The organism is Pseudomonas sp. GW458-11-26-14-LB4 (assembly GCF_059423925.1).
The window spans coordinates 206054-231770 of the sequence record NZ_JBWKYU010000006.1; the positions used below are offsets into that span (position 1 = coordinate 206054).

Below are 25717 nucleotides of genomic sequence, written 5' to 3' on the forward strand. Positions count from 1 at the left end.
TTAATGAACCTCGACCACAGAGCCCTGCAAACGCTGCAAGGCATCGTTGACTGCGTCCGGCATCAGCTGGCGCAGGCAGTTGTAATGGCCGAAACGGCAGGTGCGGTCGAAACAAGGGCTGCAATCGAGGCCCAAACGGACGATTTCCACGTGCTCGGCCAGCGGCGGGGTGAAACCCGGCGAGGTCGACCCGTAGACCGCAACCAACGGGCGATTCAATGCAGCGGCCACGTGCATCAGGCCGGAATCGTTGGAGACCACCGAATCGGCGCAGGACATCAGGTCGATGGCCTCGGCCAGCGAGGTGCCGCCGCTGAGGTTCACGGACTCTTCACGCAGGCCCGGAATCAGCCGCGCGCGAATGTCTTCACCCACCGCGTGATCGTTCTTCGAACCGAACAGCCAGACCTGCCAGCCTTCGCGAATCCGCGCCTCGGCAACCTTGGCGTAATGCTCCGACGGCCAGCGTTTGGCCTCACCGAATTCGGCGCCGGGGCACAGCACCAGCACCGGGCGATCGAGGGTCAGACCGAACTTGGCCAATGCGGCCTCGCGGGTCACCGGATCGATCTGCAGACTCGGGCGCGGATAAGGTTTCGGCAGCTCGGCGTTCGGCTCGTAGGCCAGCGCCATGAAACGCTCGATCATCAGCGGATAACGTTCTTTATCCAGCGTGCGCACGTCATTGAGCAGGCCGTAGCGGAATTCGCCGCGCCAGCCGGTGCGTTTCGGGATGCCGGCGAAGAACGGCACCAGCGCCGACTTCAGCGAGTTCGGCAACAGGATCGCCTGGTCGTACTGACCGGCCAGGGATTTGCCGATCCGCCGACGGGTTGCCAGCTCCAGCGCGCCGTGGCCGAGCGGGAAGCTCAAGGCCTTGCGCACTTCGGGCATGCGTTCGAGGATCGGCCGGCTCCACTCGGGGGCCAGCACGTCGATTTCGCACTGCGGGTGGCGCTGCTTGAGACACTGAAACAGTGTCTGCGCCATCACCATGTCACCGACCCAACTGGGCCCAACGATCAGAATATTCATGTGGTTTCCATAAACGAACCGGGGAGGCTTTACGCCTCCCCGCTCGAGAATCAGCTTAGCCCCAGCTCACGCCAGATCCGCATCACCTGCCGCCGTTCGTCTGCGAACTGATCGCCCGGTATCACCCCGGCGTCCTTCTGCAAGGCCTGCCGGTGGGCGGCGGAACGATAGGCCTTGTAGGCCTCGCGCAACAGGCTGGCGTCTTCGGCCGGCATCAGCCCTTCGTGCTCCAGCTCTTCCAGAATGCGGATATTGTCCGTCCAGCGCAGCAACGGCGGGTGGGTTTGCGACCACGCCAGAGCCGCGTATTGCACCATAAATTCAATATCGACGATACCTCCGGCGTCCTGCTTGAGGTCGAACGGCGCCGTGGCCTCGAAGGCATTCGCCCCGGTACCGGCGGCAGTGCTCTTGCTGCCGAGGTTGTCGCGCATCTTGGCGCGCATCTCGCTCACTTCCTGTTGCAGTTTCGCCAGATCCCGCACTTTGCCCAGCACTTGGGCCCGGACGTTCTCGAACGCCTGGCCGACATCCTTGCTGCCCACCAGCACCCGCGCCCGCACCAGCGCCTGATGTTCCCAGGTCCAGGCTTCATTTTCCTGATAGCGCGCAAACGCGCCGAGCGAACTGACCAGCAGCCCGGATGCTCCGGAAGGACGCAGGCGCATGTCCACTTCGTACAGCTGACCGGAGTTGGTCTGTGCCGTCAGCAAGTGAATGATCCGCTGGCCGAGCCGGGTGAAGAACTGCGTGCCATCGATGGGTTTCGGGCCATCGGTTTCGGCCTGCTGATCGCCATCGTGGATGAACACCAGGTCCAGATCCGAACCATGCCCCAACTCGATCCCGCCGACTTTCCCGTAACCGACAATGATGAAGCCGGGATCGCACAGCGTGCCATCGGTGCGCAGCGGCGTGCCGTACTTGGCCACGGTCTGGCGCCAGGCCAGGGCCAGCACTTGCTCAAGAATCGCTTCGGCCAGCCAGGTCAGGTAATCGCTGACTTTCATCAACGGCAGGCTGCCGGCGATTTCCGAGGCGGCAACACGCAAGCGGTGCGCCAGTTTGAAATGGCGCAGCGCTTCCATCTGTTGTTCGAGGTCGTCTTCCGGGATCCGCGTCAGGCGCTCGCGCAACTCGGCGGCCAGTTCCGGCGCCAGCGGCGGCTTGAACAGCCGGCCTTCGTTGAGCAATTCATCAAGCAGCAACGGGAAGCGGGTGATCTGCTCGGCGATCCACGGACTGGCGGCGCACAGCGTCAGCAAACGCCGCAGCGCGCCGGGGTTTTCCGTCAGCAGCACCAAATAAGCCGAGCGCCGGGCTACCGCTTCGACCAGCGGCAACACCCGCTCGAGCACCAGATCGGGATTTTCATGCTCCACCGCCTGGGCGAGCAGGCGCGGAATAAAGGCATCGAGACGCTCGCGCCCCAGACGCTGCATCGCCCGCAACTGCGGACTGGCGCGCAGGCTCGCCAGTGCCTTCAGGGCCTTGGTCGCGTCGGCGAAACCGCCCTCCTCCAGCTGGCGACAGGCCGCTTCTTCGTCTTGAGCCTCTTCCCACAGCGGCAGCCATTCACCGCCGACCACCACTTCGCTCTCGACGCCTTCGTCCTCATCGGGATCGGCGATCACTTGCGCAAAGTGCCAAGCTACCCGGCCGCGCCAGAACATCAGCTTCTCGTGGAACGCCTCCCAGTCGGCGAAACCGAGCATGAACGCGATACGCGCCTGATCCTGAGCGCTGTCCGGCAGCATCTGGGTCTGGCGGTCGGCAATCGCCTGGATCGCATGTTCGGTGTAACGCAGGAATTCGTAACCTTCGCGCAGTTCGCTGATCACCGCCGGCGGCAGATAGCCCTGCCCTTCAAGCGTGCTCAACACCTTTAATAGAGGGCGCTGTTGCAGACTCAGGTCGCGACCGCCGTGAATCAGTTGAAAGGCCTGGGCGATGAACTCGACTTCACGGATACCGCCGGAGCCCAGCTTGATGTTGTCGGCCATGCCCTTGCGCCGCACTTCCTGCTGGATCAGTTGCTTCATGGTGCGCAGCGCTTCGATCGCCGAGAAGTCCAGATAGCGCCGGTAAACGAACGGTCGCAGCATTTCCTGCAACTGCTCGCCCGCCACCTGATCGCCGGCCACCACCCGCGACTTGATCATCGCGTAGCGTTCCCAGTCGCGGCCCTGATCCTGGTAATACTGCTCCAGCGCATTGAAGCTCAGCACCAGCGCGCCGGACGAGCCGTACGGGCGCAGGCGCATGTCGACGCGGAATACAAAACCGTCGACGGTGATCGGGTCGAGTGCCTTGATCAGACGCTGGCCGAGGCGGATGAAAAATTCCTGGTTGTCCAGCGGGCGCTTCACGCCGACGGTTTCGCCGCCCTCGGGGTAAGCGAAGATCAGGTCGATGTCCGAAGACAGGTTCAGCTCGACCGCGCCGAGCTTGCCCATGCCGAGGATGACCATCTGCTGCGGTTCGCCGCTGCGCCGGCCGGTCGGTGTGCCGAACTGGTCGCAATGGCGGCGGTACAACCATTGATAGGCCTGATCGATGCTGGCGTCGGCCATGTCCGAGAGATCGCGGCAGGTCTGCACCAGATCGGCCTGGCGGTTGAGGTCGCGCCAGATGATCCGCACCTGATGCCGGGTGCGCTGGCGACGCAGGGCTCGGCCCAGTTCATCTTCGGTCTGGGCGAGGCTGACGGCGGCGGCGATCTGCGCGCACAACTCACCTTTGGCGAACGGCCGGTCCAGCTCACCGGACTGCACCAGCGACAACAACATCAAAGGGTCACGAACGCTCTGTTCAATGACGAAATCGCTGGCGGCGCTGACGCGGGCGAACTGCGCCCAGCGTTCCGGCGTCCAGGTGGAGAAGCCAAGATCATCTTCAAGTCCGGCGACGGCCGCACGGAACGACTGCTCCGATCGGCTGACCAACGGCAGGAGAATGGCGGGCAGTTCGGCAAGCGCGGGCAGGGTCATGGTCTATCCTTGATCGGCGTGTAAATGGCCGCTTGTAGTGATGATTGAAAAACCGCTACGCGAAGGACTGTCGAACAAAAGTGAGAAATAGCTGAAATTTCTTTTTCTTTGGCAGCCAGCATCAAACTTTCACCTTTTTCGGATGGCTAAAGACCAACCTTAACGATTATTCTCACAACGCAGTCGGAGGCCACAAGCCTTTCATCTGTAGTTTTACTACTCGTCTATACATTCGAAAGGCTGAAATGCCGGATGATTTGTAGTAAAACTACACGCCGCCGGAACAACCTGTCGGCAATCCAAGAATTTTAAATCGTCTGCCCACAAGGCCAGTCGCAAACTCAGGCAACCGATTCTGGAAGCCTTTCCGCCCTGGAGCAAGCCATGCAAGACCTCGATCCCGTCGAAACCCAGGAATGGCTGGACGCCCTGGAATCGGTTCTCGACAAAGAAGGCGAAGACCGTGCTCACTATCTGATGACCCGTATGGGTGAACTGGCGACCCGCAGCGGTTCGCAGCTCCCTTACGCCATCACCACGCCTTACCGCAACACGATCCCCGTTACCCACGAAGCACGCATGCCTGGCGACCTGTTCATGGAACGCCGCATTCGCTCGCTGGTACGCTGGAACGCGATGGCCATGGTAATGCGTACGAACCTGAAAGATTCTGACCTGGGTGGTCACATCTCCAGCTTCGCTTCCAGTGCGACCCTGTACGACATCGGCTTCAACTACTTCTTCCAGGCCCCGACCGACGAACACGGCGGCGACCTGATCTACTTCCAGGGCCACACCTCGCCAGGCGTTTACGCCCGTGCATTCATGGAAGGCCGCATCACCGAAGACCAGATGAACAACTTCCGCCAGGAAGTCGACGGTCAGGGCCTGTCGTCCTACCCGCACCCTTGGCTGATGCCTGACTTCTGGCAGTTCCCGACCGTTTCGATGGGCCTGGGCCCGATCCAGGCGATCTACCAGGCTCGCTTCATGAAGTACCTGGAACACCGCGGTTTCATCCAGCCGGGCAAACAGAAAGTCTGGTGCTTCCTGGGCGACGGCGAGTGCGACGAACCGGAATCCCTGGGCGCCATTTCCCTGGCCGGCCGCGAGAAGCTGGACAACCTGATCTTCGTCATCAACTGCAACCTGCAGCGCCTCGACGGCCCGGTTCGCGGCAACGGCAAGATCATCCAGGAACTCGAAGGCGTGTTCCGCGGTGCTCAGTGGAACGTGACCAAAGTTATCTGGGGCCGTTTCTGGGATCCACTGCTGGCAAAAGACGTCGACGGCATCCTGCAACGTCGCATGGACGAAGTCATCGACGGCGAGTACCAGAACTACAAAGCCAAAGACGGCGCGTTCGTTCGTGAACACTTCTTCAACACGCCAGAACTCAAGGCGATGGTTGCTGATCTGTCCGACGACGAGATCTGGAAACTCAACCGTGGCGGCCACGACCCGTACAAGGTCTACGCGGCGTACCACGAAGCGGTCAACCACAAAGAACAACCGACCGTCATCCTGGCCAAGACCATCAAGGGTTACGGTACCGGTGCGGGCGAAGCGAAGAACACCGCGCACAACACCAAGAAAGTCGACGTCGACAGCCTGAAGCTGTTCCGCGACCGCTTCGACATCCCGGTGAAAGACGAAGAGCTGGAAAACCTGCCGTTCTTCAAGCCGGAGCCAAACAGCGCCGAAGCCCGTTACCTGGCCGAGCGTCGTGCCGCACTGGGCGGTTTCGTTCCTCAGCGTCGCGCACAAAGTTTCAGCGTACCGACCCCGGACCTGGACACCCTCAAGGCGATCCTCGACGGTTCCGGCGACCGTGAAATTTCCACCACCATGGCCTTCGTGCGGATCCTCGCGCAACTGGTCAAGGACAAGGAAATCGGCCCGCGCATCGTTCCGATCATCCCGGACGAAGCCCGTACCTTCGGTATGGAAGGCATGTTCCGTCAGCTGGGCATCTACTCGTCCGTCGGTCAGCTCTACGAGCCAGTCGATAAAGACCAGGTGATGTTCTACAAGGAAGACCAGAAAGGTCAGATCCTTGAAGAAGGCATCAACGAAGCAGGCGCCATGAGCTCCTTCATCGCCGCCGGTACTTCGTACTCCAGCCACAACCAGCCAATGCTGCCGTTCTACATCTTCTACTCGATGTTCGGCTTCCAGCGTATCGGCGATCTGGCATGGGCCGCTGGCGACAGCCGTACCCGTGGCTTCCTGATCGGCGGCACCGCCGGCCGTACCACCCTGAACGGTGAAGGCCTGCAGCACGAAGACGGTCACAGCCACCTGCTGGCTGCCACCATCCCGAACTGCCGCACCTACGATCCGACCTACGGCTACGAGCTGGCGGTGATCATTCAGGACGGCATGAAGAAGATGACCGAAGAGCAACAGGACATCTTCTATTACATCACCGTGATGAACGAGTCCTACCAGCAGCCAGCCATGCCGGCCGGTGCCGAAGAAGGCATCAAGAAAGGCATGTACCTGCTCGAAGAAGACACCCGCGACGCGGCGCACCACGTACAGCTGATGGGCTCCGGCACCATCCTGCGTGAAGTCCGTGAAGCGGCGAAGATCCTGCGTGAAGAGTTCAACATCGGCGCCGATGTGTGGAGCGTCACCAGCTTCAACGAACTGCGTCGCGACGGCCTGGCCGTAGAGCGCAGCAACCGTCTGAAACCTGGCCAGAAGCCTAAGCGCAGCTACGTCGAAGAATGCCTGAGCGGCCGTAAGGGTCCGGTCATCGCGTCTACCGACTACATGAAACTGTTCGCCGAGCAGATCCGTCAGTGGGTACCGTCCAAGGAATTCAAAGTCCTGGGCACCGACGGTTTCGGCCGCAGCGACAGCCGCAAGAAACTGCGTCATTTCTTCGAAGTCGACCGTCATTTCGTGGTGTTGGCAGCCCTGGAAGCACTGGCTGACCGTGGTGATATCGAACCTAAAGTCGTGGCCGAGGCCATTACCAAGTTCGGCATCGACCCGGAAAAACGCAACCCACTGGACTGCTGAGGAGAAACTCTGTGAGCGAACTCATTCGCGTACCTGACATCGGCAGCGGTGAAGGTGAAGTAATCGAACTGTTTGTGAAGGTCGGCGACCGTATCGAAGCCGACCAGAGCATCCTGACCCTGGAATCGGACAAGGCCAGCATGGAAGTGCCGGCCCCGAAAGCCGGCGTCATCAAGAGCCTGAAAGTGAAGCTGGGCGATCGCCTGAAAGAAGGCGACGAACTGCTGGAACTGGAAGTCGAGGGTGCCGCAGCTGCGGCCCCTGCTCCGGCTGCTGCGCCTGCCGCCAAGGCTGAAGCTGCACCGGCAGCCGCTCCTGCACCGGCTGCTCCAGCTGCTGCCCCTGCTGCCGCTTCGGTTCAGCAAGTGCACGTGCCGGACATCGGTTCGTCGGGCAAGGCCCAGATCATCGAGATCCAGGTCAAGGTCGGCGACACCGTCGAGGCTGATCAGTCGCTGATCACCCTGGAATCCGACAAGGCGAGCATGGAAATCCCGTCGCCTGCCGCTGGCGTGGTCAAGGCCATCAGCGTCAAGTTGAACGACGAAGTCGGCACCGGCGACCTGATCCTGGATCTGGAAGTGGCGGGTGCTGCGGCCCCTGCTGCTGCCGCTCCGGCCCAGGCTGCTGCTCCGGCCGCTGCGGCTGCACCAGCACCGGCCGCCGCGCCAGCTGCACCGGTTGCCGACAGCGTTCAGGACATCCACGTTCCGGACATCGGTTCGGCCGGCAAGGCCAAGATCATCGAAGTGCTGGTCAAGGCTGGCGACAGCGTTGAAGCCGACCAGTCGCTGATCACCCTGGAATCCGACAAGGCGAGCATGGAAATCCCGTCGCCTGCCGCTGGCGTGGTGGAAAGCGTTTCCATCAAGCTGGACGACGAAGTCGGCACCGGCGACCTGATCCTCAAGCTGAAAGTCAAAGGTGCCGCTCCAGCTGCTGCCCCGGCTCCAGCTGCCGCTGCTGCTCCGAGCGCTCCGGCGCCGGCCGCTGCTGCTGCTCCGGCTGCCGCTGCACCTGCTGCTGCCGCTCCGGTTGCTGCGCCAGCCAAGCCAGGCGCCAAAGTTCACGCCGGCCCTGCCGTGCGTCAACTGGCTCGCGAATTCGGCGTCGAGCTGAGCGCTGTCGGCGCCAGCGGTCCGCACGGTCGCATCCTGAAAGAAGACGTGCAGGTTTACGTCAAAGCCATGATGCAGAAGGCCAAGGAAGCACCGGCCGCTGCCGCTGGCGCAACCGGTGGCGCGGGCATCCCGCCGATTCCGGTCGTCGACTTCAGCCGTTTCGGCGAAATCGAAGAAGTGCCGATGACCCGCCTGATGCAGGTCGGTGCTGCCAACCTGCACCGCAGCTGGCTGAACGTGCCGCACGTAACGCAATTCGACTCGGCGGATATCACCGAGCTGGAAGCGTTCCGCACCGCACAGAAAGCTGTCGCAGAGAAGGCCGGCGTCAAGCTGACCATCCTGCCGCTGCTGCTCAAGTCCTGCGCGCACCTGCTCAAGGAACTGCCGGACTTCAACAGCTCGCTGGCACCAAGCGGCAAGGCGATCATCCGCAAGAAATACGTGAACATCGGCTTCGCCGTCGACACCCCGGATGGCCTGCTCGTACCGGTCATCAAGAACGTCGACCAGAAGAGCCTGCTGCAACTGGCCGCCGAGGCCGCTTCCCTGGCTGAAAAAGCCCGGACCAAGAAGCTCTCGTCGGACGAGATGCAAGGCGCCTGCTTCACCATTTCCAGCCTCGGCCACATTGGCGGCACCGGCTTCACGCCAATCGTCAACGCGCCGGAAGTGGCGATCCTCGGTGTTTCCAAGGCAACCATCCAGCCAGTCTGGGACGGCAAAGCCTTCCAGCCGAAACTGATGCTGCCACTGTCGCTGTCCTACGATCACCGTGTGATCAACGGCGCCGCTGCTGCACGCTTCACCAAGCGTCTGAGCGACCTGCTGGCGGACATCCGCACCATCCTGCTGTAAAGCGCTCGGCCCTCCGGCAACGGAGGGCCGACCGCGTTCCACGTTTTCGAGCGCCACACGCTCGTACCTCAACCCCGTCAGTTTGGCGGGGCTTTTTTTTGCCTGAAATAACTGTCGCCCGAACTTTTCCCACAACTTGCGCTGATATAAGCCACGACTCGAGTCCACTTCCTGTCGATATTTTTCAGCAACAGGCAACTAACCTTGGCGCATCAAAGTTGCACCAACCAGCCGGGTAACTTTATCAATCACCAACACTTATTCGAATGGACTCGAACATGCTGAAACCTACTGTCGGCCCGATCATTGGCTACACGACAACTAATCAGGTGCGGATCTTTATTCGCGGCGGACTGCAGCATAACGCTGCCGTATTTGCCGGCATTCGCTATCGGATATTGGATTCGAAACAATGGCAGACGGGCCAGTTTGTAAAACTGGATTCAACCCGCGACATGACTGAAGTGCTGGTGCTCGATCATTTGCAGGACGACACCGACTACGAATACCAGACCGGCTGGTTCAGCCCGATGAGTCCCGTCCACAGTGTGGATAGCGTGGCGGAGTTACCGCTGCAATGGCCACGGGAAACGTATCGCCTGCGCACCCGCAGCCATCAGCCCTTGCAGCCGCGCGCTTATATCCTCGGTTCCTGCCGCTACTTGCGCATGACCGCCGGCATCCCGGTTCTTCCGCATCTGGGCGACCGGATTTTCGCGTCGATCAGTCAATTGATCGAAGGCGCACAACCGGCGATCAGCGCCATCATGATGTGTGGCGATCAAATCTACGCTGATGATTTGAACCTGTTCGCACCGGATCGCGACTATGAAGAGTTCATCGCAAAGTATCGTACGGCGTTTTCCCTGCCCAATATTCGACGACTGATGTCGGAGACTTCGACTTACATGATTCTAGATGATCATGAAATAGAAGATAACTGGCCAATGAACGCCAACGAGTCCGATGAAATACTGTTCAGCAATGCGATGAAGGCTTACGAACTCTATCAAGTCAGTCATAGCCCGGCTTACTCCGCAACAACTAACGGCACAATCGACCGTACTTCACTGAAACACTACTGGTATCAATTCAGCGACGGCGATATCGAATGGTTTGTAACGGACAGTCGAACTCGCCGCAACTTGTCGGCCGAGAACCGCCGCATCCTCGATGAAGAACAGGAACAAGCCTTGTGCAATTGGCTGGTGAAGAGCCCGGCGAGGGTCAAGTTCGTGGTCACCAGTGTCATGTTCTACCCCGACCGCAAAATGAACGGCGATGATGCCTGGGCAGGCTTCCCCGAACAGCGCCTGCGCCTGCTGGAAACCATCCGCTGGCATCGGCTCAGGAACGTCGTGTTCATTTCCGGCGATGTGCATGGCTCGCTGACCAGTCGCCTGAGCCACAGCGAAGACCCGGACTTCGAGGTACACACCGTCGTATCTTCGCCGCTGAGCAACAGCAAATTGCTGCCCTACGCCACCGCCGCGACCTTCATGCTCGACCAGCCGCTGGCGCAGACCGAGGCAGGCGAATACCGGCACGAACTGACCAGCCAAGTCATCAGCCAGGACAACTTTGCGCACATGGTGGTCGAGGCCGGACGGATCCAGGTCAACTATCACGACCGGGATGGCAGGCACCTGCAATCCATCGATATTCCGCTGCGATGAAATCCAGCGGCACGACCGTTCCGGATGGCCGAAGGCTCTGGAACGGCCATCTCCGCGCTTAATAGCATTAGTTTCCGGCAAGTGCTGGAGAAATGTTCACTGCAGCCGACATATTCTTATAGCACTTGGCCTTCATGTCTCTTGTCAGTCGGTGCCGCAATGATGCAACCTTGCCGCAGGCAACAGTAAAGAGGGCGAGAGCCCGGCGCGTTCAGCAAATTTCCAAGCGAGTTCCCTTCATGAAGAGCCAACCCGATGCCGCCAGCCGTATGGTGGCCGAGGTAGTGACGCAGTTGCCTGTGCCCTCGCGGCTCGGCATGCTGCGTTTCGAGCGCCTGAATGAAGCCAGCTGGGCGATGCTGTTTCTCGATCCCAACTGTGAACGCCAGTTCGGCCAGCCCGCCGTCGAGCTCTGCGCCCTGGTCGGCTCGCCCTACGCCAGCCTGATGGAGCCCGAAGCGCGCTATCAACTGCATGATGCGATCCAGCAACAACTCGGCCAAAGCCCGCATTACCTGGTGCGCTATACCCTGCACACCGCCGCCGGCGCGTTGAGCATTCTTGAACTCGGTGAAGCCTACAAACAGCACAACCGCCACTTGCTGCGCGGTTACCTGCTGGCGGTCGACGATGTATTCGACGAAGCGCCGACGTTGCCCTCCGTCGATCTGGAAACCCAGAATTCACGCCTGCAAATCGCCCTTGAACTCAACCAGCGTGCCCAGCAGGAACAGCTGCAACATCTGGAGCGGGTGCGCGCCCAGCAGGACCTGATCCTGCTGCTGGCCCGCCAGCGTTACAGCAGCCAGAACTCCCTGCAAGAAGCCGCCGAACTGATTACCCGCTGCGCCTGCGATATCTACGAAATCGACTGCGCCAGTCTGTGGAACCTTGAAGGCCAGAAGCTGGTGCCGATCTCGGCGTACCACCGCGCCACCCAGGAATACATCCTGCCGGAGGTCATCGACGTCAGCGGCTTCCCCGATTACATGGACGCGTTGCACGGCAGCCGCGCCATCGACGCGCACAACGCGATGCGCGACCCGCGTACCCGGGAAATGGCCGAAGCCCTGCGCCCGCGTGACGTCAACGCCATGCTCGACGCCAGCATCCGCGTCGACGGCCAAGTGGTCGGCGTGCTGTGCCTGGAGCAGACCGGCGTCACCCGCGCCTGGCAGTCCGACGAAATCGCTTTTGCCGGTGAACTGGCCGACCAGTTCGCCCAGGTCATCAACAATCACAACCGCCGCACCGCCACCAGCGCGCTGCACCTGTTCCAGCGTGCGGTCGAGCAAAGCGCCAACGCCTTTTTGCTGGTCAACTGCGACGGCGTGGTCGAGTACGTCAACCCGAGCTTCACCGCGATCACCCAGTACACCACCGAGGAAGTCCACGGCCAGCGCCTCTCGGAATTGCCAGCCCTGGAAAACTTAAGCGAGCTGCTGTTCGACGCGCCGTCGGCGCTGGCCAAGAGCAACAGTTGGCAGGGCGAATTCAAGAGCCGCCGCAAGAACCTCGAACCCTACTGGGGCCAGTTGTCGATCTCCAAGGTCTACGGCGACAACCGTGAGCTGACGCACTACATCGGCATCTACGAAGACATCACCCAGACCAAACTGGCGCAGCAGCGCATCGAGCGCCTGGCCTACACCGACAACCTGACCAACCTCGGCAACCGGCCTGCATTTATCCGCAATCTGGATGAACGCTTCGCCCGGGATAGCGATACCCCGATCAGCCTGCTGCTGGTGGACATCGACAACTTCAAGCGGATCAACGACAGCCTCGGCCACCAGACCGGCGACAAACTGTTGATCAGCCTGGCCCGGCGCCTGCGTAACAGCCTGAGCCCGAGCGGCAGTCTGGCGCGGTTCGCCAGTAACGAGTTCGCAGTGTTGCTCGACGACACAGACCTTGCCACCGGGCAGCAGATCGCCAACCAATTGCTGGCGACTCTGGATAAACCGATGTTCGTCGACAACCAGTTGATCAGCGTCACCGGCTCCGTGGGCCTGGCCTGCGCGCCGCTGCACGGTCGCGACCCGCAGACCCTGATGCGCAACGCCGGCCTCGCTCTGCACAAGGCCAAGGCCAACGGCAAACATCAGGTTCAGGTGTTCACTGAAGCACTGAACGCCGAGGCCAGCTACAAACTGTTCGTCGAGAACAACCTGCGCCGGGCCCTGACCCAGAACGAGCTGGACGTGTTCTATCAGCCGAAGCTGTGCCTGCGCAGCGGTCGTCTGCTGGGCATGGAAGCGCTGCTGCGCTGGAACCACCCGGAACGCGGCATGATCCGCCCGGACCAGTTCATCAGCGTCGCCGAGGAAACCGGTCTGATCATTCCGATCGGCAAATGGATCGCCCGCCAGGCCTGCCGCATGAGCAAGGCGCTGACCGCCGCCGGCATGGGCAATCTGCAGGTGGCGATCAACCTGTCGCCCAAGCAGTTCTCCGACCCGGACCTGGTGGCCTCGATCGCCAACATCCTCAAGGAGGAAGCGCTGCCGGCCAATCTGCTGGAACTGGAACTGACCGAAGGCCTGCTGCTGGAAGCGACCGAAGACACCCACTTGCAGCTCGACCAGCTCAAGCGCCTGGGCCTGACCTTGGCGATGGACGACTTCGGCACCGGTTACTCGTCGCTCAGCTACCTGAAAAAATTCCCGATCGACATCATCAAGATCGATCGCAGCTTCATCCATGAAATCCCGGACAACCAGGACGATATGGAAATCACCTCCGCCGTGATCGCCATGGCCCACAACCTGAAACTCAAGGTCGTCGCCGAAGGCATCGAGACTGCCGAGCAACTGGCGTTCCTGCGTCGCCACCGCTGCGACGTCGGCCAGGGCTACCTGTTCGACCGGCCGATTCCGGGCGCCGAGCTGATCCAGGCGCTCAAGCGCTATCCGCGCGGCCCGCTCTGCCTGTAAATCCCAAGACAGTACCCGCACATTTTGCCTAGTGATTAACGGGGCATCATTGGGCACACTGGCGGTCAGACTTTTTACATCCCATCCTGACTGAGAGGAACGATCATGGTTCTGCGCTCGGAAATTCTGGTGAACAAAAACGTGCTACCGACTAAAGAACAAGCTCTGCCTGGCCGCGAAACCCCGATGGCCCTGCCTGAAAAACACTTTGTTTTCACCGAAACGCCGTTGCTGGGCCCGTTCTTTCAGGACGTCGACTTCGCGATTTTCGGCCTGGGCTGCTTCTGGGGTGCCGAGCGCCGCTTCTGGCAGCGTGAAGGCGTGGTCAGCACCGTGGTCGGTTACGCCGGCGGTTACACGCCGAACCCGACCTACGAAGAAGTCTGCTCGGGCCTGACCGGCCACGCTGAAGTGGTGCTGGTGGTGTTCGACAAGGCCAAGGTCAGCTACGAAGAGCTGCTGGCGATGTTCTGGGAATTGCACAACCCGACGCAGGGCATGCGCCAGGGCAATGACATCGGCACCCAGTACCGTTCGGTGATCTACGCGACCCATCCGGAGCAACTGGAGGCAGCGTTGAAGAGCAAAGCTGTTTATCAGGCCGAACTGTCGAAGGCGGGTCTGGGTGAAATCAGCACCGAGATTGAACAGGCGCCGACCGTTTACTTCGCCGAGGCCTATCACCAGCAGTATCTGGCGAAAAATCCGGAAGGCTACTGCGGGATTGGCGGCACGGGTGTTTGCATGCCACCGAGTCTGGCGGGTAACTGACCGCGACCACTGATCGTTCCCACGCTCCGCGTGGGAACGATCGGTCAGTGATCAGCTCTCGGCGATCAACCAATCCATCTGCCACCCACCCTGGGTTTGCCCAAGCTTTTTGGACAGCCACGGCAGTAGCTCACGCAATTCTTCCTCCAGCCCCCACGGCGGATTGGCAATCGCCAGGCCAGAGCCGTTCAGGCTGTTCGGCGTGTCCAGTGGATGCACGAGCAGCTCGACCCGCAGCAGTTTCGGCGCACCGGTGCCGGCCAGATCCTGATAGAAACGACGCAATGCGCGCTGATCCTTCACCGGATACCAGATCGCAGCCACGGTCTGGCGCATCCGGCCAATGGCCTCTTTCATCGACGCCGCACAACGCTGCATTTCATCGAGCTGTTCGAACGGCGGATCAATCAACATCACCGCGCGCTTCTCCTGCACCGGCAGCATCGCGCGGGCAACATGCCAGCCCTCGCCCAGATGCACCTTCACCCGACGATCGCCGGCCATGTTCTCCTTGAGCTGCACGCCGTCTTCAGGGTGCTTCTCGTTGAGCATCACCCGGTCCTGCGGTCGGGTCAGACGCCGCGCCAGCTCCGGCGAGCCCGGGTAATAGCGCAGCTGGCCGTCCGGGTTCATCTCGTGCAGCACCTTCATATAGTCGGCGGTCAGCGCCGGCAGATCCGGCTGATCCCACAACCGCGCGATGCCTTCCAGGTACTCGCCGGTACGGTTGGCCTGATCACCCTGCAGGTCATACAGACCGATGCCGGCGTGGCTGTCGAGATAGGCAAACGGCTGCTCCTTGCGCGACATCAGGGCGATGAGGCGGGTCAAGGTCAGGTGTTTGAACACATCGGCGTGATTGCCGGCATGGAAGGCGTGACGATAATTCATGGCTGCTCCTGCGAGGGCCGTGAAGTTTACCTTTTACCGGGCGGCAAGTCAGGGGTTGGGGGCTGAGTGGGCGTTCCCGGCGCTACACTGGCCGCAACCACCTGACAGGAAGTCTGAAAATCATGTATTGCCGGATCATTGCCCTCCTTTGCCTGCCGGGCTCATTACACGCCTTCGCTGGCGAAGAACACACCGAACAGGCACGCCAGAATCTGAAGAACTACGGTTTGAGCTACTGCATCCTGGCGCCATTCAAAGAACAATCTGCACTGGAAAAAGACATCGGACTGTCCGCCGGAGCCTACTCGTTCATGGGCAAAGGCCTGCACACCATTGTTCAGAATGAGGACACGCTGGAGGTCACGCATGATCCGTATGCTGAGACTGAGAAATACATGGCTGGCGCCTACCTCAAAACATCCTCAACCAGCAAACAGACTAGTAAAAACATAGTGTTCTATTCTTGTCTGGAAATTTATAACTCGCCGGAATTTGACGCTTTCATCAAGTCGCAGGATCAGTATCTGCAAAACTGAAATCTTCTCGCCTGACTAAATGATCTTTCCAAAACGGATGTTGGAAGGATCTTTGGAAAGGGGTGAGTGGGCAGTCTAGCTGTCGGGTACATCCGTGAGAGCCCCCTCACCCTAGCCCTCTCCCGGAGGGAGAGGGGACTGACCGAGGTGATCTTTCGGTTTGCATCGACCTGAAAAATCACCGCGACCTCAGCTTGGCCAAGCGAAGTTCACCACCGAAGTCGCAGGTCGGCGTACATGACCCCTCTACCCCTTGGGAGAGGGCTAGGGTGAGGGGTTGGGGATCTAAGGCCGGTCACGCAACCTGCGGCCAATCACATCCAACACATCACAGCCATCACGCAACGGAATCACGCAGAGCTGGGCGAAGTCGCTGAGGATGACCGAGTCGCACTCGACCGAGCCGCGCATGCACATGTTTTCCAGGACCTGGATTACAGCGCGAATGCGGTAGTTGGCGGCGTCCATCAGGATGTCGAGCGGGGCGTGGGTGTCGATGAACAGGGTGGGCATGTCGTTGCAGTTGCTGGTCAGCGCCATGAGGCGGTTGTTGGGGTGAGGGATGAATGGTTCGTAGGGTGGATCGGGATGAAGTTTGCTCATTTTTGAACCTCTGGTAGTGAAGTGAGCTTCCACCGTTCCCCTCCTACGGATTGGGTGGCAGCCATGCGCGGGGTAGGAGGACTGAGACCAGAGCACTCAGCCACGCCGAAGCGTGCCCGCGCATAACCGCCGCAAAAGATCTTACGGTCGTGCGAAGACTGCCGCAAATCGGGCAACGACGCTTATGCACTGCTCTGGAATCAGGGCTCCTACGCCCTTTCTCCACACTTGCGGAGACAACCAAAGACTATCCCCGCACCACCGCGCCCACCAGTTCACGCAAACCGCCGCAACTCGCAGGAAACGTCCGAAGCCTTTGCCCGGAAATTTCACTCTGATTCGTCCCGCAAGTAGTCCAGCAGTGCCGAAGCCGACGATTCGTCCGACGCTGAAACCGCAAAAAACCTGACAACCTTGCAGCGCAAGACATCGGCGGGGAACGCTTCGAACAACGCCGGTTGCTCCTCGCTCAACCACTGCAAGGCGTTGTTGATCCGGGCATCTTCGCCGAATTGCGCCAGCAGTTTTTCCGGCACCGACCACCAAGGAAACTCTCGACCGGAGACCTGCGCTCTACCCCCTATCTCGACGGCCTGACCGTTGATCAATCCTCGCGTGAGGACCGGTAGTAGTTGCCCGGCATCCACCTCGGACGACTCAAGGATCGGCAACAAATACCGCCCATCCCAAAACCGGAAGAACACCACTTTCCCGTCCGGCATCAGCACCTGGGTCAAACTGCGGAAGTGCTCGACCACCGCCTCAAGCCCCGCTGAAGAAACCGCCAGCCAGCCCCAGTCGCGAGACTCCGTGGTCGCCACCCAATCCAGAAACTCACTGCCCGCGTCGACGATTCCCACGTAGGGCATCACCGCATCCCACTCGGCATAGATCGTTTCCGCCCAGACCGGTTTCGGCATCTGCGCTTTCAGCGGCCAGGCCTTCAGTGGCTCTGCCGCACTGGCGCTACTGAAAATCGCGAACAACTGCTCCGACGGCTTCAGCGGCACATCCTTCAACCATTGTTCAGGCTGCACAGACACCACCCTTGCAGCGCTCGCATTCTTCGCAGAACGGCGCATCACCTTTAAGGCTCATGATTTGCGCCGCAGTCAGAATCACAGCCGGTGCCGCCACCAGTTTTTCCGGCAACCCCGGCACTGTCGGCGCCGCGCTCATCGCCGCCATTGGCGCGCCACCCACCACAATCGGCACGCTGCTGAAGATCCCGCCGGGGCCGATGTTGATCCATTGCCCGCCCGCCTGAATCGTCGCGCTCGCCCCGCCGTCGATCACCACTTGCTGGCCTGCGCTGACGTGGAATTGAGCACTGGCGTTGATCGCCTGATTGCTTACGCGGATGTGCCGGTCGCCGGTCACCGTGAGGTGGTCGTCCTGCTTCACTTCGGTCTGGCGCTGGCCGTGGGTGATGCGCTGCTCATCGGCTTTCAGTTCATGCTTGGCGAGACCGGTCACAACGACGCTGCGCTGGTTATCGACCTGCACCTGCTGATCGTTCAGCACATGCTGCGTCCAGTTTCGCTGGGCCCGCAGGTAGATTTCCTCGGCGCCTTTGCGATCCTCGATGCGCAGTTCGTTGTAGCCCCCACCGCCGGGACTGCTCTGGCTGCGGAAAATACTGCGGGTCTTGTCGGCCGGCAGGTCCAGCGGCACTGGCGTCGCGGCGTTCGGCAGGCAAGCCATGACCAGCGGTTTGTCGGCATCGGAATCGATGAACCCCACCAGCACTTCCATGCCGACTCGCGGTATCAGCACGCTGCCATAACGGTCATGAGCCCAGCCGCTGGCAACCCGCAGCCAGCAACTGGAATGCTCGTTGAGTTCGCCGTCGCGATCCCAGGCCAGTTGCACCTTGACCCGACCGTACTCGTCGCAATGGATTTCACTGTCTTGCGGACCAGTGACCACGGCTGGCTGATAACCGAGCATCCGAGGTTTTTCCGGGCCCATCGGCGGGCGGAAGAACACGTCCCACGGTGTGGCGAGAAAGGTATTACGGTAACCCTGGAATTCGTCACCCTCGCTGGTCACCGATTCCTCCAGCACTTGCGGCTGTCGGCCATGGTGCTCGATTGCGGTCAGCAGCCAGAGGTCATTCAGATCCTGGCGCGGATGCTCGGCCAGTTGCAGGAAATGTCCGCTGACCAAGGCAGATTGATCGCTGCGCCCCTCGGCCTGACGGTAATCGGCGACATGCCGCTCAAGCGTGCGCTGGGCCAGTTGCTTGCCAGTGGCGCGATCGGTGAACTGGCCGGGAAAGTGGTAATCCTCCAGCACCGGGCGCTGGTCGCTTTCCACCCAGCTCTGCAGCGCCAGCCGCGGTTTGGTGAAGTCGTAATCACGCCGGGTGACCACGCTGGTGCGGGTTTCCACTCGAACGGTGAAGCGCTTGATTGCCGGTGCCGATGCAGCCGTGCCGCTGCCCGGCAGGTACAGCGTCGGCTCGGCCAGACGCGGGAACACCGTTTGATCGTCACCGAACACCAACAGATGCCCGTCCGGGCTGTGCTGAAAGTGGAAGTGAATGCCGACTTCGGCACACAGGCGCTGGATGAACGCCAGATCGCTCTCGGCGTACTGCACGCAATACTCACGCGGCGGGTAATCGCTGCCGAGGCGAAATTCGAAGGCGTCGCGCAGGATCGCGTGATCCTTGAGGATCTGCGTCACAATCTGCGGCACGCTTTGATGCTGGAAGATCCGCTGATTGATCCGATGACCCAGATAGGCCAGACGCGGAACGAGGCTGACGTGATAGCGGGTCAGACGCTTGCCGGAATCCCCCTGCCCGACCCGATAGATCTGACCGTGGATACCGGAACCGTCTTCATCAAAACTCAGAAACGCCTGACAGTGCAGCAGGCTTTCCAGATCCAGATCCGGCCGTTCACTGACCAGCTCCAGGTCAAAGCGAAAGGGTTGGCTGATGGCTTCCTTGCCCGTGAACTCAAGGACTTTGAGGTCAAACAGGGCGCCTTCGACGGTCAACGTGAAACGCGGTTGATTGGCAGGCGCGAACATCCGATGTCTCTCTGCAGATTGAGGGCGGGCGATTCTGCATGAGGGGCAAGGGGTGCAGGTTGGGTGACTGAAAAATCAGATTTCCCCTACTTGAAACTTCGATCTCCCCTTCAAGAATTGGCGCATTCGACTACAGACTTTGCCTTCAGAAAAATCGCAGGCAAAAAAAACGGCCCGCTTCCTGGTAGGAAACGGGCCGCTTTCTGGTGAGCCTCAGCTCATTTCCATCACTTGTTCAGATGGAAATCCTTCTCGGCCGCTTCAAAGCGCTGAACCATGCCAGTGCTCGGCTGCCCCATCAGGCTGACGAAGTAGATCGCCAGGCTGGCGAAGATGAAGCCCGGGATGATTTCGTACAGGCCCAGCACTTCGAAATGCTTCCACACGATCACGGTGATCGCGCCGACCAGGATGCCCGCCAGTGCGCCGTCACGGGTCATCTTTTTCCAGATCACCGAGATCAGCACCACAGGACCGAAGGCCGCACCGAAACCAGCCCATGCGTAGGACACCAGACCCAGCACGCGGTTTTCCGGGTTGGCAGCCAGGGCGATAGCGACCAGCGCAACCAGCAGCACCATGGCGCGACCAACCCATACCAGCTCGACTTGCGAAGCGGATTTACGCAGGAAAGCCTTGTAGAAGTCTTCGGTCAGGGCGCTCGAGCACACCAGCAACTGGCAGCTCAGGGTGCTCATTACTGCCGCGAGAATCGCCGACAACAGCACGCCTGCAATCCACGGGTTAAAGAGGATTTTCGCCAGTTCAATGAACACGCGCTCGTGGTTTTCGGTCACTGGACCTGCCACCTCCGGGTGCGCCGAGAAGTAAGCGATACCGAAGAAGCCCACCGCCACGGTGCCGCCCAGGCACAGGATCATCCAGGTCATGGAGATGCGACGGGCGTTGGCGATGGATTTCACCGAATCAGCGGCCATGAAACGCGCCAGGATGTGCGGCTGACCGAAGTAGCCCAGACCCCAACCCATCAGCGAGATGATGCCGATGAAAGTGGTGCCCTTGAGCATGTCGAAGTTGCTCGGGTCCTGCGCTTCGATCGCCAGGAACGTGGTGTCGACGCCGCCGGTGGCCAGCAGCACGATGATCGGCGTCAGCAGCAGGGCGAAGATCATCAGGGTGGCTTGTACGGTGTCGGTCCAGCTCACCGCGAGGAAACCGCCGACGAAGGTGTAGGCGATCGTCGCCGCAGCACCGGCCCACAGCGCCGTCTCGTAGGACATGCCGAAGGTGCTTTCGAACAGACGGGCACCGGCCACGATGCCGGAAGCGCAGTAGATGGTGAAGAACACCAGAATCACGACTGCCGAAATGATGCGCAGCAGACCGCTCTTGTCTTCGAAACGGCTGGAGAAGTAGTCCGGCAGGGTCAGTGCATCGCCGTTGTGCTCGGTCTGAACACGCAGACGACCGGCGACGAACAGCCAGTTCAGGTAGGCACCGACGATCAGGCCGATGGCGATCCAGCTTTCGGACAGGCCAGACATGTAGATGGCGCCCGGCAGGCCCATCAGCAACCAGCCGCTCATGTCGGAAGCGCCGGCGGACAATGCCGTCACCACGCTGCCCAGGCTACGGCCACCGAGAATGTAGTCAGAAAGGTTGTTGGTGGAGCGATAGGCCATGAAGCCGATCAGCACCATTGCTGCGATGTAGATCACGAACGTGATCAGGGTTGGATTGCTTGCGCTCATTACGTACGTGCCCTGGCTTTGTTTTTATGTAGCGGCGGCGGTTGCACCGTTTGCAGACTGACGTCTGACAGACGATTCGCACGGCCGCGCATTTATGACCAATGTTTCCCCAGGAAAGCCATTGGCCGGTGCGTCGGGTTTCCCCGGTTGCACCTTGGGCGCGAATCCTATGCAACAAAGTAAAACAGGTGCAACCAGTTTCTTGAGAATTAGTTGCACCCAGTCGGATTTATCTTACGGAAGTGGCTTTTTGCTCCCTTTTAACGCAGTGACAACACTTTTCTAGAAGCAAAAGCACCAAGCAAGAGCAGCACTTTCGTACCAGAAATTATTTCCTGACGAGCTGCAGAATATTCCGACAAAAAAGGGTTGCACCCGGTTGCACCTGTTTCGGCTCGCGGCTAATCTTGCCGCCAGCTGTTGTCGCGCAACTGCGGCACCTATGAGGATAAAAATATGGCTACCACCACCCTTGGGGTCAAACTTGACGACCCGACCCGCGAGCGCCTGAAGGCCGCCGCAACCTCGATTGATCGCACACCGCACTGGCTGATCAAGCAGGCAATTTTCAATTACCTGGAAAAACTCGAGGGTGGTGCAACCCTGACCGAGCTGAACGGTTTGACCGCCAAGGACGCCGACGACGCGGGCGAAGTCCACACCGATCACGCTCACCAATGCTTCCTCGAATTCGCCGAAAGCATCCTGCCGCAGTCGGTGCTGCGCGCCTCGATCACCGCCGCTTACCGTCGCCCTGAGCCGGAAGTGGTACCGATGCTGATCGAGCAGGCTCGCCTGCCGGCGCCGATGGCCGAAGCCACCAACAAACTCGCCGCAACCATCGCGGAAAAACTGCGTAACCAGAAGAGTGCCGGCGGTCGTGCAGGTATTGTTCAGGGCCTGCTGCAGGAATTCTCCCTGTCGTCCCAGGAAGGCGTGGCGCTGATGTGCCTGGCCGAAGCGCTGCTGCGTATCCCGGACAAGGGCACTCGCGATGCGCTGATCCGCGACAAGATCAGCACCGGCAACTGGCAGCCGCACCTGGGCAACAGCCCGTCGCTGTTCGTCAACGCGGCGACCTGGGGCCTGCTGCTGACCGGCAAACTGGTTTCCACTCACAACGAAGCCGGCCTGACTTCGTCCCTGAGCCGCATCATCGGCAAGAGCGGCGAGCCGATGATCCGCAAGGGCGTCGACATGGCCATGCGCCTGATGGGCGAGCAGTTCGTGACCGGCGAAACCATCGCCGAAGCCCTGGCCAATGCGAGCAAATTCGAAGCCAAAGGCTTCCGCTATTCCTACGACATGCTCGGTGAAGCGGCGCTGACCGAACACGACGCCCAGAAGTACCTGGCCTCGTACGAACAAGCCATTCACTCGATCGGCAAAGCGTCCCACGGCCGTGGGATTTATGAAGGCCCGGGCATCTCGATCAAGCTGTCGGCCCTGCACCCGCGTTACAGCCGCGCCCAGTACGAGCGCGTGATGGACGAGCTGTACCCGCGCCTGCTGTCGCTGACCCTGCTGGCCAAGCAATACGACATCGGCCTGAACATCGACGCCGAAGAAGCCGACCGCCTGGAGCTGTCGCTGGATCTGCTCGAGCGCCTGTGCTTCGAGCCGCAACTGACCGGCTGGAACGGCATCGGTTTCGTGATCCAGGCCTACCAGAAGCGTTGCCCGTACGTGATCGACTACGTGATCGACCTGGCTCGCCGCAGCCGTCATCGCCTGATGATCCGTCTGGTGAAAGGCGCGTACTGGGACAGCGAAATCAAGCGCGCCCAGGTCGAAGGCCTGGAAGGCTATCCGGTCTACACCCGCAAGGTGTACACCGACGTTTCCTACATCGCCTGCGCCCGCAAACTGCTGTCGGTGCCGGAAGTCATCTACCCGCAATTCGCCACGCACAACGCCCACACCCTGTCGGCGATTTATCACATTGCCGGTCAGAACTATTATCCGGGCCAGTACGAGTTCCAGTGCCTGCACGGCATGGGCGAACCGTTGTACGAGCAGGTTGTAGGCAAAGTCTCCGAAGGCAAGCTGAACCGTCCATGCCGTGTGTACGCTCCGGTCGGCACCCACGAAACCCTGCTGGCGTACCTCGTACGTCGTCTGCTGGAAAACGGCGCCAACACCTCGTTCGTCAACCGCATCGCCGACCAGTCGATTTCGATCCAGGAACTGGTGGCTGATCCAGTTGCCCAGATCGAGCAGATGGCGACCGTGGAAGGTGGTTTCGGCCTGCCGCACCCGCGCATTCCGCTGCCGCGTGACCTGTACGGTTCCGAGCGCGCCAACTCCAGCGGCATCGACATGGCCAACGAACATCGTCTGGCTTCGCTGTCCTGTGCCCTGCTGGCGACCGCGCACAACAACTGGAAAGCTGCGCCGATGCTCGGTTGCGCCTCCAGCAACGAAGCGCCGGCACCGGTGCTGAACCCGTCCGATCTGCGTGACGTGGTCGGCCACGTGCAGGAAGCCACGGTCGAAGACGTCGACAACGCAATCCAATGCGCCCTGAACGCCGCACCGATCTGGCAGGCCACCCCGCCGGCCGAACGTGCCGCGATTCTGGAACGCGCCGCTGACTTGATGGAAGGCGAGATCCAGCCGCTGATGGGCCTGCTGGCCCGCGAGGCCGGCAAGACCTTCGCCAACGCCATCGCCGAAGTCCGCGAAGCCGTCGACTTCCTGCGTTACTACGCGGTGCAGGCACGCAACGATTTCAGCAACGACGCCCACCGCCCACTGGGCCCGGTGGTGTGTATCAGCCCTTGGAACTTCCCGCTGGCGATCTTCAGCGGTCAGGTTGCCGCGGCACTGGCCGCCGGTAACCCGGTGCTGGCCAAACCGGCCGAACAGACTCCGCTGGTCGCCGCACAAGCCGTGCGTCTGTTGCTCGAAGCCGGGATTCCGGAAGGCGTGCTGCAACTGCTGCCGGGTCGCGGTGAAACCGTCGGCGCCGGTCTGGTCGGTGATGAGCGCGTCAAAGGCGTGATGTTCACCGGCTCCACCGAAGTAGCGCGTCTGCTGCAACGCAACATCGCCGGTCGCCTCGACAACCAGGGCCGTCCGATTCCGCTGATCGCCGAAACCGGCGGCCAGAACGCGATGATCGTCGACTCTTCGGCACTGACCGAACAGGTGGTGATCGACGTGGTGTCGTCGGCCTTCGACAGCGCCGGTCAGCGTTGCTCGGCCCTGCGCGTCCTGTGCCTGCAGGAAGATTCCGCTGATCGCGTCATCGAAATGCTCAAAGGCGCGATGGCTGAAAGCCGTCTCGGCAACCCGGAGCGCCTGTCCGTGGACATCGGCCCGGTGATCGACGCCGAAGCCAAGGCCGGTATCGAGAAGCACATCCAGGGCATGCGCGACAAAGGTCGCAACGTGTACCAGGTGGCCATCGCCGATACCGAGGAAGTCAAACGCGGCACTTTCGTCATGCCGACCCTGATCGAACTGGAAAGCTTCGATGAGCTGCAACGCGAGATCTTCGGTCCGGTGCTGCACGTGGTGCGCTACAAGCGTAAAGAGATCGACCAGTTGATCGCCCAGATCAACGCCTCCGGTTACGGCCTGACCCTCGGCGTGCACACCCGCATCGACGAGACCATCGCCAAGGTGATCGACAACGTCAACGCCGGTAACGTCTACGTCAACCGCAACATCGTCGGTGCCGTGGTCGGCGTCCAGCCGTTCGGTGGCGAAGGCCTGTCGGGTACCGGTCCGAAGGCCGGTGGCCCGCTGTACCTGTACCGTCTGCTGTCGACGCGTCCTACCGATGCCATCGAACAATCCTTCGCTCGCGGTGATGCTGCCGTGGCACCAGACGTTCGTCTGCGCGACGCCATGAGCAAACCGCTGACCGCCCTGAAAGGCTGGGCCGACAGCAACAAGTTCGCCGACCTGAGCACCCTGTGCGTGCAGTACGCGGCCCAGTCGCAAAGCGGTATCACCCGCGTACTGGCCGGCCCGACCGGCGAGAAGAACAGCTACGCGATCCTGCCGCGCGAGCACGTGCTGTGCCTGGCGGACATCGAAGGTGATCTGCTGACCCAACTCGCGGCGGTACTGGCGGTGGGCGGTTCGGCGGTCTGGCCGGAATCCGACACCAGCAAGGCATTGTTCGCACGCCTGCCGAAGGAAATTCAGGCGCGGATCAAACTGGTTTCCGACTGGAGCAAGGACGACTTGGTGTTCGATGCGGTTCTGCATCACGGCCATTCCGACCAGTTGCGTGCGGTCTGCCAGCAGATCGCCAAACGTGCTGGCGCCATTGTTGGAGTCCAGGGTCTGTCCCAGGGCGAGACCAACATTGCGCTGGAGCGTCTGGTGATCGAGCGCGCGTTGAGCGTCAACACCGCGGCAGCGGGCGGTAACGCCAGCCTGATGACCATCGGATAAAAGCAGCTGCAAGCTTCGAGCGACAAGCTGCAAGTAAAAGCAAACTGCTCTTACTTGCGGCTTGAAGCTTGTAACTTGTGCCGCCCCATCACCCTTATCTATCTTC

The 25717-nt window shown here is 60.8% G+C and carries 15 protein-coding genes; 7 read left to right on the plus strand and 8 right to left on the minus strand.

Features of this window, described 5'->3' with window-relative positions; translation table 11 throughout:
• The 3 genes from waaF to AC07XZ_RS10460 are packed head-to-tail and all read right to left on the minus strand — an operon-like array spanning window position 1 to window position 4147.
• Window positions 1-1035 (minus strand): lipopolysaccharide heptosyltransferase II, encoded by a 1035-nt coding sequence (gene waaF, locus AC07XZ_RS10450; RefSeq protein WP_039766536.1) that lies wholly within the window; start codon window positions 1033-1035, stop codon window positions 1-3.
• A 50-nt stretch (window positions 1036-1085) separates the two neighbouring features.
• On the minus strand, window positions 1086-4025 hold the full coding sequence (glnE, locus tag AC07XZ_RS10455) for a bifunctional [glutamate--ammonia ligase]-adenylyl-L-tyrosine phosphorylase/[glutamate--ammonia-ligase] adenylyltransferase (protein ID WP_085746459.1): 2940 nt from the start codon (window positions 4023-4025) through the stop codon (window positions 1086-1088).
• Window positions 4022-4147: a hypothetical protein gene (locus AC07XZ_RS10460; protein ID WP_255261909.1), complete on the minus strand. Its 126-nt coding sequence runs from the start codon at window positions 4145-4147 to the stop codon at window positions 4022-4024. Before AC07XZ_RS10460 ends, glnE begins: the two co-directional genes overlap by 4 nt.
• Window positions 4148-4409: 262 nt before the next feature.
• On the opposite strand from AC07XZ_RS10460, the gene aceE reads away from it, so the two are divergent.
• The 5 genes from aceE (at window position 4410) to msrA (ending at window position 14417) form a co-directional block, all read left to right on the plus strand.
• Window positions 4410-7055 carry a pyruvate dehydrogenase (acetyl-transferring), homodimeric type gene (gene aceE, locus AC07XZ_RS10465; RefSeq protein WP_011332129.1) on the plus strand — a complete coding sequence of 882 codons (2646 nt, stop codon included), beginning with the start codon at window positions 4410-4412 and terminating at the stop codon, window positions 7053-7055.
• Between the two features lie 11 nt (window positions 7056-7066).
• Window positions 7067-9034 carry a dihydrolipoyllysine-residue acetyltransferase gene (gene aceF / locus AC07XZ_RS10470; protein ID WP_102686817.1) on the plus strand — a complete coding sequence of 656 codons (1968 nt, stop codon included), beginning with the start codon at window positions 7067-7069 and terminating at the stop codon, window positions 9032-9034.
• A gap of 278 nt (window positions 9035-9312) precedes the next feature.
• Window positions 9313-10710, plus strand: a complete 1398-nt coding sequence (locus tag AC07XZ_RS10475) for an alkaline phosphatase D family protein (RefSeq protein ID WP_102686818.1) — start codon at window positions 9313-9315, stop codon at window positions 10708-10710.
• A gap of 239 nt (window positions 10711-10949) precedes the next feature.
• On the plus strand, window positions 10950-13646 hold the full coding sequence (locus tag AC07XZ_RS10480; protein WP_102686819.1) for a putative bifunctional diguanylate cyclase/phosphodiesterase: 2697 nt from the start codon (window positions 10950-10952) through the stop codon (window positions 13644-13646).
• Window positions 13647-13751: 105 nt separating this feature from the next.
• Window positions 13752-14417, plus strand: a complete 666-nt coding sequence (msrA, locus tag AC07XZ_RS10485) for a peptide-methionine (S)-S-oxide reductase MsrA (protein WP_074689601.1) — start codon at window positions 13752-13754, stop codon at window positions 14415-14417.
• Between the two features lie 51 nt (window positions 14418-14468).
• On the opposite strand, the gene AC07XZ_RS10490 is transcribed toward msrA, so the two are convergent.
• Window positions 14469-15308, minus strand: a complete 840-nt coding sequence (locus AC07XZ_RS10490) for a 23S rRNA (adenine(2030)-N(6))-methyltransferase RlmJ (RefSeq protein WP_085746455.1) — start codon at window positions 15306-15308, stop codon at window positions 14469-14471.
• 122 nt (window positions 15309-15430) lie between these two features.
• Here AC07XZ_RS10490 and AC07XZ_RS10495 point away from each other — a divergent pair, with 122 nt between their 5' ends.
• On the plus strand, window positions 15431-15844 hold the full coding sequence (locus AC07XZ_RS10495) for a hypothetical protein (RefSeq protein ID WP_102686820.1): 414 nt from the start codon (window positions 15431-15433) through the stop codon (window positions 15842-15844).
• 285 nt (window positions 15845-16129) lie between these two features.
• On the opposite strand, the gene AC07XZ_RS10500 is transcribed toward AC07XZ_RS10495, so the two are convergent.
• The 4 genes from AC07XZ_RS10500 to putP form a co-directional block, all read right to left on the minus strand.
• Entirely contained in the window at window positions 16130-16447 is a 318-nt protein-coding gene (locus AC07XZ_RS10500; RefSeq protein ID WP_102686821.1) for a hypothetical protein, read from the minus strand.
• Window positions 16448-16776: 329 nt separating this feature from the next.
• A complete protein-coding gene (locus tag AC07XZ_RS10505) occupies window positions 16777-17529 on the minus strand; it encodes a DUF4123 domain-containing protein (RefSeq protein WP_102686822.1) in 753 nt (250 codons plus the stop codon).
• A complete protein-coding gene (locus AC07XZ_RS10510; protein ID WP_102686823.1) occupies window positions 17474-19489 on the minus strand; it encodes a type VI secretion system Vgr family protein in 2016 nt (671 codons plus the stop codon). Before AC07XZ_RS10510 ends, AC07XZ_RS10505 begins: the two co-directional genes overlap by 56 nt.
• A 227-nt stretch (window positions 19490-19716) precedes the next feature.
• Window positions 19717-21201 carry a sodium/proline symporter PutP gene (putP, locus tag AC07XZ_RS10515; RefSeq protein WP_085746450.1) on the minus strand — a complete coding sequence of 495 codons (1485 nt, stop codon included), beginning with the start codon at window positions 21199-21201 and terminating at the stop codon, window positions 19717-19719.
• A gap of 456 nt (window positions 21202-21657) precedes the next feature.
• On the opposite strand from putP, the gene putA reads away from it, so the two are divergent.
• Complete coding sequence (gene putA / locus AC07XZ_RS10520; protein WP_102686824.1) at window positions 21658-25611, plus strand: trifunctional transcriptional regulator/proline dehydrogenase/L-glutamate gamma-semialdehyde dehydrogenase; 3954 nt, start codon at window positions 21658-21660, stop codon at window positions 25609-25611.
• Window positions 25612-25717 lie beyond the last annotated feature (106 nt).

Coding starts and splice junctions, on each gene's coding strand:
- waaF (WP_039766536.1), bottom strand. CDS start 1,035: ATGAATATTCTGATCGTTGGGCCCAGTTGGGTCGGTGACATGGTGATG.
- glnE (WP_085746459.1), bottom strand. CDS start 4,025: ATGACCCTGCCCGCGCTTGCCGAACTGCCCGCCATTCTCCTGCCGTTG.
- AC07XZ_RS10460 (WP_255261909.1), bottom strand. CDS start 4,147: ATGCTGGCTGCCAAAGAAAAAGAAATTTCAGCTATTTCTCACTTTTGT.
- aceE (WP_011332129.1), top strand. CDS start 4,410: ATGCAAGACCTCGATCCCGTCGAAACCCAGGAATGGCTGGACGCCCTG.
- AC07XZ_RS10475 (WP_102686818.1), top strand. CDS start 9,313: ATGCTGAAACCTACTGTCGGCCCGATCATTGGCTACACGACAACTAAT.
- AC07XZ_RS10480 (WP_102686819.1), top strand. CDS start 10,950: ATGAAGAGCCAACCCGATGCCGCCAGCCGTATGGTGGCCGAGGTAGTG.
- msrA (WP_074689601.1), top strand. CDS start 13,752: ATGGTTCTGCGCTCGGAAATTCTGGTGAACAAAAACGTGCTACCGACT.
- AC07XZ_RS10490 (WP_085746455.1), bottom strand. CDS start 15,308: ATGAATTATCGTCACGCCTTCCATGCCGGCAATCACGCCGATGTGTTC.
- AC07XZ_RS10495 (WP_102686820.1), top strand. CDS start 15,431: ATGTATTGCCGGATCATTGCCCTCCTTTGCCTGCCGGGCTCATTACAC.
- AC07XZ_RS10500 (WP_102686821.1), bottom strand. CDS start 16,447: ATGAGCAAACTTCATCCCGATCCACCCTACGAACCATTCATCCCTCAC.
- AC07XZ_RS10505 (WP_102686822.1), bottom strand. CDS start 17,529: ATGCGCCGTTCTGCGAAGAATGCGAGCGCTGCAAGGGTGGTGTCTGTG.
- AC07XZ_RS10510 (WP_102686823.1), bottom strand. CDS start 19,489: ATGTTCGCGCCTGCCAATCAACCGCGTTTCACGTTGACCGTCGAAGGC.
- putP (WP_085746450.1), bottom strand. CDS start 21,201: ATGAGCGCAAGCAATCCAACCCTGATCACGTTCGTGATCTACATCGCA.
- putA (WP_102686824.1), top strand. CDS start 21,658: ATGGCTACCACCACCCTTGGGGTCAAACTTGACGACCCGACCCGCGAG.